The organism is Streptosporangium sp. NPDC087985 (assembly GCF_044741965.1).
GTDB lineage: Bacteria > Actinomycetota > Actinomycetes > Streptosporangiales > Streptosporangiaceae > Streptosporangium.
This window is the reverse complement of the sequence record NZ_JBIUTQ010000005.1, coordinates 42,337-56,894: the sequence shown is the minus strand read 5'-3', so window position 1 is coordinate 56,894 and position 14,558 is coordinate 42,337. Positions and strand designations below refer to the sequence as shown.

Sequence of the window (14,558 nt, the reverse complement as noted above, 5' to 3'; positions counted from 1 at the left end):
GGGTTCGGGTACAGGGAGATCCCCATCGAGCCCCGGTGCTCATAGACTCTCCATATGACCGAGACGTCGTGGCATGAGGAACTGCGGGCACGTGGTTACCGGGTCACCCCGCAACGCCAGCTGGTGCTTGAGGCGGTCAAGGCATGCGAGCACGCCACACCCGAGGAGATCTGCACGCGGGTGCGGGAGACCGCCCGCGGGGTGAACATCTCGACCGTCTACCGGACCCTCGAGCTCCTTGAGGAGCTTGGCATGGTCACCCACACCCACCTCGGGCACGGCGCCCCCACCTACCACCTGACGGCCGAGGCCGATCATGTGCACCTGGTCTGCCGTGGCTGCGGGGAGATCAGCGAGGTCAGCCCGGATCTGGTGGAGAGCTTCGTCGACAACCTCGACCAGAAGCTCGGGTTCGTCACCGACGTGCACCACCTGACGGTCTTCGGCCGTTGCCGTAACTGCCGCTGAGGCCTCGTAGGCTGGGGTCCATGCGTAGCCCTCTGCTGGACACTCCCGGCGCGGTCGCGGCCGAGACCCCTGACGCCGACGTCGCCGGTCACTACGGTGACCCGTTCGCCGAGCAGCGTGCGTTCCTCGCCGGTGAGGCGATGGTCGACCGGAGCAACCGCGAGGTCGTCCGGATCTCCGGACCCGACCGGCTGAGCTGGCTCAACAGCCTGAGCTCGCAGAAGCTCGACGACCTGAAGCCCGGTCAGCCCACCCAGACGCTGTTCCTGGACGCCCAGGGCCGGGTGGAGCACCACCTCACGCTCGTCGACGACGGCGAGGCCGTCTGGGGGCACGTGGAACCGGGCACGGCGGCCGGGCTCGTCGCGTTCCTGGACAGGATGCGGTTCATGCTCCGGGTCGAGGTCGCCGACGTGACGGCCGGCTACGCGGTGGTCTCCGTGGCCGACGCCGCGCGGCTCACCCCGCCTCCGGGGGCGATCCTCGTCGGGGACGACGTGCTGCTCCCGCGCGACCTGCTGGCCGACCGGCTCGGCGGTCTGAAGCTCGCCGGGCTCTGGGCCTACGAGGCGCTGCGGATCGAGGGGCACCGTCCCCGGCTGGGCTTTGAGACCGACCACAAGACGATCCCGCACGAGGTGGACTGGATCGGCCCGGCCCTCCATCTGAGCAAGGGCTGCTACAAGGGCCAGGAGACCGTGGCCCGGGTGCACAACCTCGGCCACCCTCCGCGCCGCCTGGTCTTCCTGCACCTGGACGGCAGCGTGGACACCCTGCCCAAGCACGGCGCCCCCGTGCTCCACGACGGCGTGGAGGTCGGCTCCGTCGGCAGCTCCGCCCGGCACCACGAGCTCGGCCCGATCGCGCTGGCCGTGGTCAAGCGGACCGTGCCGGTGGACGCCACGCTGCAGGCCGAGGGAGTGGCGGCGACCCAGGAGGTCATCGTGCCGCCGGACGCCGGGCGTAACGTCACCATCGACCCGGCCCTGCGCCGCCGTATCCGCTGAGATCGCGCCGGCCACCGGAGCCGTGGTCCGGCCCGGCTCAGATCTCCAGGATCAGGGTGATCGGGCCGTCGTTGGTCAGGCCGACCTTCATGTCGGCGCCGAACACCCCGGTCTCCACGTGGGCTCCCAGCGTGCGCAGCTCGGCGCAGACGGCCTCCACCAGCGGCTCGGCGACCGGTCCGGGCGCCGCGGCCTGCCAGGTGGGGCGGCGGCCCTTGCGGGTGTCGCCGTACAGGGTGAACTGGCTGACCACGAGCAGGGGCGCGCCGACGTCCGAGCAGGACTTCTCGCCGGACAGGATCCGCAGGCCCCAGAGCTTGGCGGCGAGCCTGGCCGCCTCCGCCGGGGTGTCGGTGTGGGTCACCCCGACCAGCACCAGCAGTCCGGGCTCGTCGATCGCCCCGACCGTCGAACCGTCCACAGTGACCGAAGCGGAACTCACCCGCTGAACAACCGCACGCATGCCTCCCATCATCTCGTGGTCCCCGACCTCCTAGAATCCTCGCGAAAGGAGACAAAAGTGTCTGCTGAGTCGTTGCTTGTTGAGGTCGTCCGTTCGGGGTTCGTGGAATCCACCCATCGGGCGCGGATGCTGGCCGTCGGTGCCGACGGCTCCCCGGTGCGAGTGCACGGGGCGGTGGATGCTCTGGTGTCTCCCCGCTCGTCGATGAAGCCGTTGCAGGCGCTCGGCATGGTGCGTTCCGGGCTCGCCCTGGAGGGGGAGCTGCTCGCGCTGTCGTGTGCCAGTCACTCGGGGGAGCCGTTCCACGTCGAGGGGGCACGGAAGATCCTTTCCGGTGCGGGGCTGGACGAGGACGCCCTGCGCTGCCCGGAGGACCTGCCCGGGGACGTCGTCTCCCGTGACGAGGTGCTGCGCTCGGGCGGCGGGCGGGCCAGGATCTACATGAACTGCTCGGGCAAGCACGCGGCGATGCTCGCCACCTGCGCGGTCAACGGCTGGCCGCTGGAGACCTACCTCGACCCGGCGCACCCGCTGCAGAGGGCCATCCGCGACACGGTCGAGGAGCTGACCGGCGAGCGCGTCGCCGCCACGGGGGTGGACGGCTGCGGCGCCCCGCTGTTCTTCGTGTCGATGGTGGGTGTCACCCGCGCGTTCCGCTCTCTGGTCCAGGCCGAGCCGGGCACCCCCGAGCGCCGCATCGCCGACGCCTTCCGTGCCCACCCCGAGTGGACGTCCGGCACGACCCGCCCCGAGGCCCAGTTGATGCGCGCGGTCCCCGGTCTGATGGTCAAGGCGGGCGCCGAGGCGTTCGACGCCTTCGCCTCCGCCGACGGCCGCGCCGGGACCGTCAAGATCGAGGACGGCGGCCAGCGGGCCCGGGTCCCCGTCACGGTCGAGGCGCTGCGCGCCCTCGGCCTGGGGACGGCGGAGCTCGACGAGCTCGCGGTCGGCGTGCTGCTCGGCGGCGGCCGTCCCGTCGGTGAGGTCCGCCTGCGCTGAGGCGTGGCCGCCTGAGGCGACCCGTACGGAGTCCGGCCCGCCTCAGGCGGCCACGGTCGTCTCGGCGGACGGTGCCGTGGTCTTCACGCTCCCGGCTCCGGCCGTGGGCTTCTTGAGCACCAGCACGCTGAGGACGATCGCGGCGGCCAGGAGTCCGGCGCCGATGCCGAACGCCAGCTGGAAGCCGCCGGTCAGCGCGGACGCCATGCGCTGTCCCTCGGCTGCCAGGTGCTCCGTACGGGAGGCCGCCAGGGTGGACAGGGTCGCCACGCCGAGAGCCGCGCCGATCTGCTGGGTGGTGTTGTACAGGCCGGAGGCGACCCCGGCATCCTCGGGCCGGGCGCCCGACATGCCCAGCGCGGTGAGCGCGGGCATCGCCAGGCCGCCTCCGCCGGTCAGCAGCATCACCGGCAGCAGGTCCACGGCGTACACGCCGTCCACCGGCACGCGGACGAGCAGCAGGCGCCCCGCCAGCAGCAGCACCAGGCCGGTCAGCAGGACCGTCCGCTCGCCGAAGCGGGTGATGAGGCGCGCGGAGAAGCCGAGCGAGACCACGCCGATGGCAAGGGCGGCCGGGAGCATCGCCAGACCGGTCGCGGACGCCCCGTAGCCGAGCACGTTCTGCATGTAGAGGGCGATGAGGATCTGGAAGCTGAACATGGCGGCCAGCATCAACATCTGGATCAGGTTGGCTCCCCAGACATTGCGGGAGCGGAACACGCGCAGCGGCAGCAGCGGGTGCGCCGCGGTGGCCTGGCGGGCGACGGCCCCGGCGATCAGTGTGAGGGCGAGGGCGGTAAGGCCGAGGGTGCGTCCCGATGTCCAGCCGTACTGCTCGGTCTGGACGATGGCGTAGACGCCGAGCATCACCCCACCGGTGATCAGGGCGGCACCGAGGGCGTCGGCCCCCTTGCCGAGCCCGATCCCGCGGTCGCCGTCCAGGACGAATACGGCCAGCAGCGCGGTGGCCACGCCGATCGGCAGGTTGATGAGGAACACCCAGTGCCAGCTGAGCGCGTCGGTGAGGACGCCGCCGAGGACCTGGCCGATCGAGGCGCCGACGGAGCCGGTGAAGGCGAAGGCGCCGATCGCCTTGGCGCGCTCGCGTGGCTCGGTGAACAGTGTGACGATCATCCCCAGGCTGACCGCCGAGGTCATCGCTCCCCCGACGCCCTGCAGGAACCGGGCCGCGATCAGCGTCTCGGGGCTGCCCGCCACTCCGCACAGCAGCGAGGCGACGATGAAGACGGCAAGGCCCGTGACGAACACGCGTTTACGGCCGACCAGGTCGCCGAGCCGCCCGGCCAGGAGCAGCAGGCCGCCGAAGGCGAGCATGTAGGCGTTGACGGTCCAGGTCAGGCCGGAGGGGGAGAAGCGCAGATCCTGCTGGATGGCCGGCAGTGCCACGGTGACGATGCTGCCGTCCAGGACGATCATCAGCATTCCGGCGCAGAGTACGGCGAGGGCGAGCCGACGGGACCGGGGCGCGGGAGTGGGGGCAGGGGGCATGGGGGCGACTCCTGTCGAGAGGGACAACAGGAGAGACCGTAGCAGATAGTTTTTTAGTAGACGATCTCCTTCGGGCCTATTTTTTCCGCTGGCGCGCCCGCCGGACCGGTTGTGGGTTCTCGGCGGGGACGGACAGATGCCCTGCGGCCAGGCGGTTCATGGCCCGGAGGAAGATCTCGCGTTCGTCCTCGGGGAGTGCCGCCAGCACCTCCCTGTGCACGCGGTCCGCGATCTTCTGGCTCTGTTCGGCGACCCGGGCGCCGTCCTCGGTGACCGCGATGATCCGGGCCCGCCGGTCCTTGTCGGAAGGGCGGCGCTCGGCGAGGCCGGCCTTCTCCAGGGCGTCGACCGTCACCACCATCGTGGTCTTGTCCATGTCGCCGAGCTCGGCGAGCTGGATCTGGGTGCGCTCCTCCTCCAGGGCGTGGACCAGCACGCAGTGCATGCGCGCGGTGAGCCCGATCTCGGCGAGTGCCGCCGCCATCCGGGTCCTCAGGACATGGCTGGTGTGGTCCAGCAGGAACGACAGGTCCGGTTCGGTGCGTGCGGATGCCATGGCGGTCATGTCCGCCAGGGTAACAACTCGATCCCTGGCGGATTATCTGACAGAGGCCGTCTGCGGAGGTGTCGGACGGTCCGTGCCCGTGTCTGTCGCCCGGCTCCGCGTCAGGGCGGTCTCCGGCACGCTCCGGGAACGCTAGAGCGAGCGGAAGTGGCGGGTGGAGGAGATCGCGCCCGAGGTCGTCATGGTGAACGTCCGCATCGAGCCGGCGAACTTGGACAGGTCCCATTCGGCGGGGCCCTGATACCAGTACAGGTTGTCGGCATGCCGGCCGTCGTCGGTGACCGAGGAGACCACGCGTGCCCAGCGCTCGACGTTGTCGAAGATCACGGCATAGGGCAGGTAGCGGGAGAACAGCTCCACCCGCTGGGCGGCGGGGATGTTCTCGCCGACGTCATCGGAGGCCAGATAGTCCCGGAAGCCGAGAGTGTGGGCGAGGGCTCCCGCGCCCTCGGCGGTCTTGGCCGGCATGTAATGGCCGCCGACGGCCATGGCGGCGCCCGCGATGATCAGGGCCAGGCCGAGCAGGCCGTACGTGGTGAACCAGGCCAGTGCGACGGTGGCGAGGACCCCGGCCGCGGTGAACACCACGCCGAGGGTCGTCCAGTGGGTACGGACGGTGTCGGGGCGGCGGGCGAACCAGCCCTGGGTGACCACGTCGCGGTAGAGCGCGTCGCGGACCTTCCCGAGGTTGGCCGCGAACGAGCCCTGGAGCTGGGAGAGCAGGGCCGTGTCGCGGCCGTCGAAGATGGCGTCGTAGAGCGCGCGCTCGTACGGCAGCAGCGAACCGACCGGGGCGCCGGGCAGCCGGACCAGGGCCCAGTCGGGGGAGTCGTAGGTCTGCCGGGGCTGCTCGTCGATCCGGATGTAGCCCCGGACCGCCAGGTCCACGATCGTGGCGGTCACGTCGATCACGTCGGCCTGCTCGTCTATGAGCGTGCCGATCTGACCGGGGCGCACGCCGTTCGGCGGGGCGAAGTAGCCGTTCTCGGCCACGGCGGGCGAGCCGGGCCCGTTGCCGACCACGCGGGCGTCGCGGCCTCGCGTCCAGTAGAGCAGGCCGAGGCCGCCGAGCATCAGGACCAGCAGGCCCGCCAGCGCGCCGCCGGTGACGGTGTTCAGGGTGAAGGCGTTGGAGAGCTCGAAGCGGCGTTCCAGGATCGGGCCGCCCTTGGTGGCGCCCGCCGGGTAGCCGATGATCACGGTGAGCACCTCGCCCGGGCCCAGTTCCTGCTGCTCGAACTCCGCGGTGGTCCCGGTGTGGTCCGGTGACGCGGCGGTGCAGCCGATCGCGGAGCTCAGCACGCCCGCGAAGCAGGACAGGCTCTGGAGCCGGCCCGGACCGGTCACCGTGACCTTGGCCTGGGCGACCGGGACGGACCAGGCCCCCACGGCGTACCACCGCAGTTCCTGGGCGTCGGCCAGCGGGGTCACCGCGCCCTTGACGTCGTACTCCAGCTTGGCGTTGCCCGAGCCCTTCAGCGTGAGCGAGTCGCCCTGCAGCGTGGCGTCGCCCTTGAGGTTGACGATCTGGTAGACGCGGTCGCTGCCGTCGTCGTAGCGGGTGCGGTCGATCAGCTTCCGCGTCGGAGGGCTGCCTTCGAAGGTGACGCTCTCCGTGACGTGCAGCACGCCGTCCTGCCGTAGTTCGAGCGTGACGTTGTCATCGATCACCTGGTCCGCCCGGATGGCCGCCGTGCTCGCCGTACCGGCTGCGAGGGCCGGGGAGGCGCCCAGGGTCAGCGCCAGGGTGGCAACCGCGGCCACGACCCCGGCCGCTCGATGCAAAACAGATCCCGCCATGGCTCGGGAGCCTATCGAGAACCACCGGCTCTGACTGCCACCTCTTACCGTTATTTTCGGTCAATAAGCGGGTATAGGCGGATATCCGCTAGATTGCCGCCCGGAGATCAACACTCTGGAGAAGGCGGTCACATGCGCCCACGCGGATCGAGTCCTCTGATCTTTGGTGTCTTCGGTCTCCTGGCCATGACGTTCGCCGCGATCGTGGTGATCGCCGGTCTGGCCGGTGGGGAGGAGGCGGAGGTTCCGGCCGCCCCGGGGGCCGGTCCCGTGGCGACCAGAAATGCTGGACCACCGCCGGCCGAGGAAGCGGAGGTAACGCCGCCGAATTTCCGGCCGCCACCCTCGCTGCACCTCGGCTCGATGGGTGACTCCGAGATCGCGCTGGCCGCCCAGAAGAGCCTGAGCGTCGACCTCCGCAACATGCGGCGCTCCGACACCACCACCCGGCTCAAGCGCAATCCGCTGTACGGCACCGGCACCATGCGCCCCACCTCCTGCCGCGCTCCCCAGCCCTCCACCCGGCCCGCTGACATGTTCGCCTACCTCAACGCCGTCACCGGCTGCCTGGACCGGGCCTGGGCAGGGAAGTTCTCCCAGGCCGGAGCGGCCTTCCTGGAGCCGCGCCGCGTCTTCTGGTCGCGCCCGGGCCGCGGTCCCTGCGGCACCTACCCGGCCAGCGGCGCCGCCGCCTACTACTGCCCGTCCAACCGGGGCATGTACATCGGCCTGACCCACCTCATTCAGCAGTCCGACCGGGTCGACCCGGCCGAAAACCACGTCCCCTACCTGGCCGTGCTCGCCCACGAGTACGGACATCACGTGCAGGAGATGGCGGGGATCGGTGGTGCCTGGTGGTGGGAGGTCTACGACAGGTCCAAGGCCGCCCAGGAGTCCCACTCCCGCCGGAGCGAGCTTCAGGCGCAGTGCCTGGCCGGGGTCTTCGTCCGCACCGTCCGGACCTCGCTCGGCGTCACCGGCGCCCGCTGGAACGAGGTGCTGCAGATAGATTACGGACGGGGCGACGACCAGGGCCGCGGGGGCCCGCGAGACCACGGCACCGGCGACCACTACGCCGCCTGGCTCCACCAGGGATGGAAGTACGCCAGGGTCGGTTACTGCAACACCTGGGCCGTTCCCGCCTCACAGGTCAGCTGACCTCCGCGAAATCCCGCGATCCGTGGGCCGGCCGCCTCCGTCTGGGTAAAATGCCGACTTGCTCAAGACGATTCGGCAGCCGAGAACTCCCTCCGAGGTGGCATGCGCGGGCCCGTGTCTGGACGACCCCGAGTGAGCACGGTTGCTGTCCTTGTAGTGATTTGTTGCCTTATTTCGGGATGCTCCGTGACGGCCAGCGGGTCCGCGCCGACGGGCGACGGCAGGGGGGTCCGCCGGGGCCAGGGCTCCGCCCCGCTGGTCATGATCGTTGGAGACAGTTTCACCGTGGGGTCGGGCCCGGTCCAGCGGTGGGACACCTACGCCGCGAAGACCGCGCGCGAGCTGGGCTGGCAGCTCGTCACCGCGGGGGCGGCGGGGACGGGCTTCGTCAATCCCGGCCCGGTGAAACGGACCTTCCGGGACTCCTTCGCCAGAGAGCTCTCCTGGCGCCCGGCCCCCGACCTGCTGATCATCTCCGGCGGGCACAACGACCGCCGCACCGCCTCCGGAACGGTGAACCGGGCCGCCAAGCGCCTGCTCGAACTCGTCCGCACCCGCTGGCCGAACACCAGGGTCATCGTGGTCGGCCCCATCTGGATGACCAGGGCTCCCCGGTGGGCCTACGGGGTCAGGGACGCCATCGCGGCCGCCGCCCAGGAGGAGGGAGTGACCTTCCTGGACCCGCTCGGTGAGCGCTGGAGCCGCAGGCTGGTCCTGCCCGACGGCGTCCACCCCACCCTCGCCGGACACGCACGGCTCGCCCACTGGCTGGTCGCGGCGCTGCACGGGCAGGGGATCGGCCCGGAGGCCCGGTGACCTTTCCGGCCGTCCGGCGGCTCGCGGTCCTGCCCCTCCCCGCAGGCCGGCCCCGCCTGTAGTCGGTCTCAACCGAGTTTCAACTCCCGCGCAAGTCGGTTCCCCCAAGCTGACGGCGTAGGGAGAGGAGAGATCATGACGATCGGAAACGACCTGCGCCGCGCGGTCAGAGGACAGGTGCTGGTCGCGGGCGACGAGGGATTCGAGCAGGCCAGGCGGGCGTGGAACCTCGCCGTGGACCAGCCGGTCAGGGCCGTGGTGGAGGCCGAGGACGCCGACGACGTGGCCGCGCTGGCCGGCTACGCCCGACGCGCCGGGCTGACCGTGGCCGCCCAGCCGAGCGGCCACGGCGCGTCCGGTGATGTCGAGGGCGTGGTCCTGCTGCGCACCGGACGGCTCGGCGGCGTGGACGTCCGGCCCGAGACGCGGACGGTCCGCGTGGGGGCGGGCGTGAAATGGGGCGAGGTACTGGCCGCGGCGAGCCCGCACCACCTGACCGGGCTGGTGGGCAGTTCGCCCGCGCTCAGCGTGGTCGGCTACACCCTCGGCGGCGGCCTGAGCTGGTTCGGGCGCAGACACGGCTTCGCCGCCGACAGCGTCCGCGCATTCGACGTCGTCGACGCCGAGGGTGCCCGGACCACGGTGAACGCCGACTCCGACGCCGAGCTGTTCTGGGCGCTGCGTGGCGGTGGTGGCGACTTCGCCCTGGTGACCGCCGTCGAGTTCGACCTGTACCCGGCGCCACACCTGTACGGCGGGCGCGTCATATGGCCGGCGGAGCGGGCCCCGGAGGTGCTGGCCGTGTTCCGGGAGATCACCGCCGAGGCGCCCGAGGAGCTCACCGCCTGGTTCAATCTGCTGAACTTCCCCCCGCTCCCCGTCCTCCCCAAGTTTCTGCGCGGGCTGGCCGCGGTAACGGTGGACGTCACGTATCTGGGCCAGACCGACGAGGCCCAGACGCTACTGCGCCGTCTCGACAAGATCGACGGTGTGATCATGGATACCCGTGGTCCGCTCCGGCCCGCCGAGCTGGGAGGCGTCTGCGCCGAGCCGGTCGATCCGGGTCCCGACATGTTCCGCGGGGAACTGCTGACCGGGCTGGACGAGGCGGTGGCGGCGGCGCTGCTGTCCGGGCCCATCGATCCGCTGGTCAGCGTGCAGGTACGCCACCTGGGCGGGGCGCTGGCGCGCCCGGCGGCGGGCGGCGGCGCCTGCGGGCACCTTGCCGAGCCGTACCTGCTCGGCATGCTCGGCGTCCCGTCCGGCCCCGAGGTCGCGGCCGCCATCAGGGAGCGTCATGACGCCTTCACCGGCCTGCTCGCGCCTTACGCCGGCGGGCGTAAGCCGTACACCTATCTCGGCGCCGAGGAGAGTGCCGCGGCGGCCTTCCCCGGCGACGTCCTGGCCCGGTTGCGCGACGTCAAGCGCGCCCGTGATCCGCACGGCGTGTTCCGGAGCAACCATCCGGTCCTCGGCTAGCTCACGGGTGGGGGGACGGGCGGCGGCTCCGGCCGCCGCCCGCCGTACGGGGTCAGGAGATGGTGGGGGTGGGCGGGTTGCCGGTGCCGTTCCAGGTGCCGAGGAAGCCGTAGGTGGTCGTGCCGCCGGCGGGGATGGTGCCGTTCCAGGCGACGTTGGTGAAGGTGAAGGCGGTGCCGGAGGTGGTGAGGTTGGCGTTCCAGACCTGGGAGACGCTGACGCCTGAGGGGTAGGTCAGGACGCTCTTCCAGCTGGTGACGGCGGTGGTGCACTTGACGGTGACGTCGCCCTGGAAGCCGCCCGGCCAGGAGTTGGTCAGTGTGTAGGTGGAGGTGCAGCCGCTGCCGCCGGACTGGCCGGGGGTGGTGGTGAAGGTGGTGGCGCTGGAGGCGGGGGAGGTGTTGCCGGCGGCGTCGCGGGCGACGACGGTGGCGGTGTAGGTGGTGGAGGGGGTGAGGCCGGTCAGGGTGATGGAGTTGGTGGTGGAGGAGCCGAGTCTGGTGCTGCCGGAGTAGATGTCGTAGCCGGTGACGCCCCGGTTGTCGGTGGAGGCGGTCCAGGTGAGGGTCGCGCCGGAGGAGGTGATGGCCGAGACGGTGGGCTTACCGGGCTGGGTCGGCGGAGTGGTGTCGGGCGTGCCGCCGCCGCCGTAGATCGTGGCCTGGACGGAGGTCTGCGCGATGCCGTTCGCGCCGTTGAAGAGCCGCTGGCCCCAGGAGGTCAGGCTGGCGGCGTTGAAGTTGTTCACCTGGTCGAGATACTCGACGCCGCCGCCGTTGCCGCTCCAGGACCAGCCGAGGTAGCCGAGGCCCCTGGCCTGCGACTGGGCCATGATCGCGTCCTCGTCGGGGTTGCCGTCGGAGTGCTCGAACCCGAACTCGCCGACCACCAGGGGAAGACCCGCGGTCTGGAAGCGCTGCATGTAGTCGCTGACCTTGGCGGCGGTGTCGAACACCCCGTACATGTGGATGGAGAAGACGGTGTTGCGCTGCGAGTCGGCGGCGAAGACCGTGGCCGCGTTGTCCCGCATGGTGAAGCTCCAGTCCTGGCCCCAGTTGGGCGCGTCCACCATGATCAGGTGCTGGAAGCCGTTGCTGCGCAGCCGGGTGATCGCGGCGGAGGTGGCCTGGGTCCAGCCCGGGGTGGTCGCGTTGTTGCCGAAGGGCTCGTTGCCGATGTTGAGGACGACGTAGTCCTCCTGGCCGACGATCGCGCTCTTCACGCTGATCCAGTAGCTGACGGCCTGGTCGAGAGTGTAAGCGCCGCTCTGCTCGCCGTACCCGGTGGTGTCGTGGTTCTCCAGCACGCAGATGAGCTTGTTCTGCTTGCACAGTGAGACGACGTTCGCCACGTCGGAGACGCCGTTGGCGGTCCAGCGACCGCCGCTCAGCACCACGCGCACGGTGTTCGCGCCGAGGGACTTGATCCCCGCGAAGGAGGCGGTCTGGGTCGCGTACCAGGCGTGCGGGTGGCTGGTGCCGCGCATGACGAACGGGGTGCCGTTCGCCTCAACGATCTTCGTGCCGCTCACGTGCAGACCGGTGGCGGCGTGGGCGGCGGGCATCGAGATGAAGAACGACAGGAAGAGCGCGATGAGCATCGCGAATCGTGTTCTCATGATCTACCTCGGTCATGGGGGGGAAGGGGGCCGGCCGGGCGGAGGGGTCGTCGCGCCCGGCCGGGGCAGAGGGGGAGAGGAGGGGGCAGGTCAGCTCGCGGTGCAGGTCACCGGAGCGGGTACGCCGTTGGTGCCGTTCTGGTTCGCGGTGAAGCCGAAGGCCGCCGAGGCGTTCGGGGCGAGGCCGCCGTTCCAGTCCACGTTCCTGACCGACACGTCCGCTCCCGTCTGGGTGTGTGCGCCGTTCCAGAGCTGGCTGATCGTCTGGCCGTTGGGGAATCTCCAGGTCACGGTCCAGCCCCTGATGGCCGAGGTGCCCTCGTTCTTGACGGTCACCTCCGCCTGGAAGGCGCCCTGCCAGGAGTTGGTCACCGTGTACGTGGCGGTGCAGCCGCCGGCCGGGGCGGCGGTCGTGGTGAAGGCGGTGCTCTCGGAGGCCTCGGAGGAGTTGCCCGCCGCGTCCCTGGCCACCACGTAGACGGTGTAGGCGGTCTGCGGGCTGAGGCCGGTGAGGTCGAAGGTGTTGGTCGGGGCGGTCCCGACCTTGGCCGTGCCCCGGTAGACGTCGTATCCGCTCACGCCCACGTTGTCGGTGGAGGCCGTCCAGGTCAGCCTGGCGCTGCTCCCGGTGATGGCGGAGACGGCGGGCTTGCCGGGCCTGCTCGGCGCGATCCGGTCCTCCACCGGGGGCGGCTCGTCACCCGGGGGGTTGCCCCAGATCTTCGTCGTGCCGGCGTAGAGGGTCATGTTCGAGACGCGGACCGGCGTCGCACCGGGGGTGGTGGCCACGTCCCTGTACGACCAGTCGTTGGACGGGTCCCACGTGCCCGAGCTGGCGATGCGGAACTGGACCTCGCGCCGGTGCTGTGACTGGCCCGCGGGGGCGATCGCGGTGCCGGAGCAGTCGACGGTGATGTAGTAGGTCTTGCCGGACAGCAAGGTCGGCCCGGTCGGTGCCTTGCACTGGTTGTAGGCGGACGAGACGGTGATCTGGTTCGCGGTGGTGGTGCCGTCGAGGGTGAAGTAGTAGCGGAACGAGCCGTTGCTGAGCGTGCGCGCCGGCCAGGCGGACTGGTTCCTGATGATCGCCTTGATCTCGGTGAACGTCGAGCCGGAGGCGTTCACCCCGGCCTCCAGGAAGATCTCCGGGCCGTCGGGGGTCTCCGCGACGGGGAAGTTCGCCGCCGGGGCTCCGCCGTACTCCCGGTAGAGCCGGGCGAGCGCGCTGGTGAAGCCGGCGTTGTAGTCGGTGGCGACCTCGTTCATCACGTAGTCGTCGCGTCTGTCGGTGTACTTGTCGTCGGGGTCGGGCGGGCCGCCGACGAGCGCACCGTACAGGGTGTGGCGGGTCTCGACCGGGTTGGTCATCTGGTCGGTCCACGAGCCGTGCGCGGTGCGGTGATGCGGGTTCTTCGGCGGGTTGGCGCCGAAGCCGATCATGTAGGAGGAGTTGCGGGGGTTGTCGCCGAGCGCGTAGTTGATCTGCCTGACCGCGAAGTCGTGATATCTCGTCTTACGCGTCGCGTCGGTGATCGAGTCCGAGTGGACCAGTGCCGCGAACGAGGTGTTGGCCGCGTAGCGCAGCGACCCCCACCGGTCCAGTACGGCCTGGCCGCCCGGCGAGTACTTCACCCGCTGCCCGTTGACCCCGACCGTCCAGTAGTCGAGCCAGCGGTTGGCGTCGTCGAGGTACTTCTGCTTGCCGGTCAGCTTGCTCAGCAGCACGTAGGTGCCGTAGGACTTGTCGTCCCAGGCGATCGTCCACTTGTAGGACTTGGTCGTGGACTGCGGCTCGGTGCCGAGACTGTCGTAGTACGACTCCGCCTTGGCCAGGTAGGAGGCGTCCTGGGTGGCCCGGTACAGCCAGATCGCACCCCAGACCAGCTCGTCGTTGTAGCCGCTCCACGACTGGTAGTACCCGGACGCGTCGGTGATGCAGTCGCTGTACTTCTTCCGCACGGTGTCGGCGAAGGTGTAGAGCTGCTTCGCGTGCGTCACCAGGGTGTTGGCGTACGTCGGATCCGTCGGGCGGAAGACGATCGACGAGGCCGCCATCGCCGCCGCGGTCTCCCCGGCCAGGTCCGAGCCGCCGCAGGAGGCGTCGATCTTGTAGGCGGGCCGCTCCATCTGCATGGCCTCGGCCGGCCCCCACCAGGCGTGGTCCCTGCCGCCGTTGCCGACCTGCCCGTAGAGCACGTTCGCCGACGGGTGGGCCTTGATGAAGTAGTCGTTGACGGATCTCAGGTTGTTCAGCAGGGGGGTGAGCTGACCTGAGGAGGCGTAGGCGTCGCGGTACTCCACCGCGCCCCAGGCCAGCATCGTCGTGCTGGCCGCCATCGGCAGGCCGAACTTGACGTGGTCGCCCGCGTCGTACCAGCCGCCGGTCAGGTCGAGGCCGACGTCCTTGCCGTCGTCGAGCGCGGAGTCGCCGCGCCAGCCGACCCGGTTCCAGCTCGGCAGCTTCCCCGACTGCTGGGCCTCGTAGAACCACAGGGACTTCTGCAGGGCCTCGCCGTAGGCGAACTGCGGTGCCGCGGCGGCCTGGACGGCGGGCACCGGTACGGCCACCAGGGCCAGCAGGGCGAGCGCCGCCAAGGATTTCTTCATGGGGGGTGCCTCTCGGAGGTGGTGCTCGGGGCGTGGCAGCAGGTCAGGGGTACCGCCACGCCCCGAGGT

12 protein-coding genes are annotated in these 14,558 nt (G+C 70.6%); 6 read left to right on the top strand and 6 right to left on the bottom strand.

Going from position 1 to position 14,558, the window contains the following annotated elements:
- Positions 1 to 54: 54 nt before the first annotated feature.
- Both ACIN94_RS13295 and ACIN94_RS13290 read left to right on the top strand, forming a co-directional pair.
- Positions 55 to 468, top strand: a complete 414-nt coding sequence (locus tag ACIN94_RS13295) for a Fur family transcriptional regulator (RefSeq protein ID WP_400704254.1) — start codon at positions 55 to 57, stop codon at positions 466 to 468.
- 20 nt (positions 469 to 488) lie between these two features.
- Positions 489 to 1,475: a YgfZ/GcvT domain-containing protein gene (locus ACIN94_RS13290; protein ID WP_400704251.1), complete on the top strand. Its 987-nt coding sequence runs from the start codon at positions 489 to 491 to the stop codon at positions 1,473 to 1,475.
- Between the two features lie 37 nt (positions 1,476 to 1,512).
- Here the strand turns inward: ACIN94_RS13290 and dtd are convergent, their stop codons facing one another.
- Complete coding sequence (gene dtd / locus ACIN94_RS13285) at positions 1,513 to 1,938, bottom strand: D-aminoacyl-tRNA deacylase (RefSeq protein WP_400704248.1); 426 nt, start codon at positions 1,936 to 1,938, stop codon at positions 1,513 to 1,515.
- 57 nt (positions 1,939 to 1,995) lie between these two features.
- Between dtd and ACIN94_RS13280 the strand changes: the two genes are divergently transcribed.
- Complete coding sequence (locus ACIN94_RS13280; RefSeq protein ID WP_400704245.1) at positions 1,996 to 2,937, top strand: asparaginase; 942 nt, start codon at positions 1,996 to 1,998, stop codon at positions 2,935 to 2,937.
- 42 nt (positions 2,938 to 2,979) lie between these two features.
- Here ACIN94_RS13280 and ACIN94_RS13275 read toward each other — a convergent pair whose 3' ends face one another.
- The 3 genes from ACIN94_RS13275 to ACIN94_RS13265 all read right to left on the bottom strand — a co-directional run bounded on the left by ACIN94_RS13275 (position 2,980) and on the right by ACIN94_RS13265 (position 6,811).
- Entirely contained in the window at positions 2,980 to 4,446 is a 1,467-nt protein-coding gene (locus tag ACIN94_RS13275) for an MFS transporter (RefSeq protein WP_400704242.1), read from the bottom strand.
- 76 nt (positions 4,447 to 4,522) lie between these two features.
- Positions 4,523 to 5,011 (bottom strand): MarR family winged helix-turn-helix transcriptional regulator, encoded by a 489-nt coding sequence (locus ACIN94_RS13270; protein WP_400704239.1) that lies wholly within the window; start codon positions 5,009 to 5,011, stop codon positions 4,523 to 4,525.
- Between the two features lie 132 nt (positions 5,012 to 5,143).
- Complete coding sequence (locus tag ACIN94_RS13265; RefSeq protein ID WP_400704236.1) at positions 5,144 to 6,811, bottom strand: DUF2207 domain-containing protein; 1,668 nt, start codon at positions 6,809 to 6,811, stop codon at positions 5,144 to 5,146.
- A gap of 132 nt (positions 6,812 to 6,943) precedes the next feature.
- Here ACIN94_RS13265 and ACIN94_RS13260 point away from each other — a divergent pair, with 132 nt between their 5' ends.
- The 3 genes from ACIN94_RS13260 to ACIN94_RS13250 all read left to right on the top strand — a co-directional run bounded on the left by ACIN94_RS13260 (position 6,944) and on the right by ACIN94_RS13250 (position 10,264).
- Positions 6,944 to 7,969, top strand: a complete 1,026-nt coding sequence (locus tag ACIN94_RS13260) for a neutral zinc metallopeptidase (protein WP_400704233.1) — start codon at positions 6,944 to 6,946, stop codon at positions 7,967 to 7,969.
- A 186-nt stretch (positions 7,970 to 8,155) separates the two neighbouring features.
- Positions 8,156 to 8,785, top strand: coding sequence for an SGNH/GDSL hydrolase family protein (locus tag ACIN94_RS13255; protein ID WP_400704230.1), 630 nt, complete (start codon positions 8,156 to 8,158; stop codon positions 8,783 to 8,785).
- A 135-nt stretch (positions 8,786 to 8,920) separates the two neighbouring features.
- On the top strand, positions 8,921 to 10,264 hold the full coding sequence (locus ACIN94_RS13250; protein WP_400704227.1) for an FAD-binding oxidoreductase: 1,344 nt from the start codon (positions 8,921 to 8,923) through the stop codon (positions 10,262 to 10,264).
- 52 nt (positions 10,265 to 10,316) lie between these two features.
- Here the strand turns inward: ACIN94_RS13250 and ACIN94_RS13245 are convergent, their stop codons facing one another.
- Together ACIN94_RS13245 and ACIN94_RS13240 are read right to left on the bottom strand one after the other, a co-directional pair.
- On the bottom strand, positions 10,317 to 11,882 hold the full coding sequence (locus ACIN94_RS13245) for a cellulase family glycosylhydrolase (protein ID WP_400704224.1): 1,566 nt from the start codon (positions 11,880 to 11,882) through the stop codon (positions 10,317 to 10,319).
- A 90-nt stretch (positions 11,883 to 11,972) separates the two neighbouring features.
- Complete coding sequence (locus ACIN94_RS13240) at positions 11,973 to 14,489, bottom strand: glycoside hydrolase family 9 protein (protein ID WP_400704221.1); 2,517 nt, start codon at positions 14,487 to 14,489, stop codon at positions 11,973 to 11,975.
- Positions 14,490 to 14,558: the final 69 nt, after the last annotated feature.